We start from the raw sequence: 265 nt of genomic DNA, 5'->3' as shown, positions 1-265 counted from the left end.
AGGTGTCCCCTAATTCGTTCATCCAGTCGTGCGCGGAGTGTGGAAACATTTTTACGCCGCTCGCCGATCCGATCTGCGAGCTTGTAACGCTTCAGCTGACTGTCGATTCGCTCAAAGCGCTCACGTCTTCTGACGAGCAGATTCTTCATCACTTGACTCATCCGCAGATGTGCCCTGTCCAGTCGTTCGGCTGATTCCTCCAACCGCCTCTGTGGTTGACGCATGGCATAGGAGTTCGCTAAACGTTCCAACCGCTTACGCTCTG

The 265-nt window shown here is 54.3% G+C and carries 1 pseudogene; it reads right to left on the bottom strand.

The window, feature by feature from the left end:
* Positions 1 to 251 (bottom strand): annotated as a pseudogene (locus SB775_RS30445) (exodeoxyribonuclease VII large subunit); the annotation flags it as partial.
* Positions 252 to 265 lie beyond the last annotated feature (14 nt).

The organism is Peribacillus sp. SIMBA_075 (assembly GCF_046534585.1).
The sequence above is the reverse complement of the archived record's forward strand: the minus strand, read 5'-3'. Positions and strand labels throughout refer to the sequence as shown.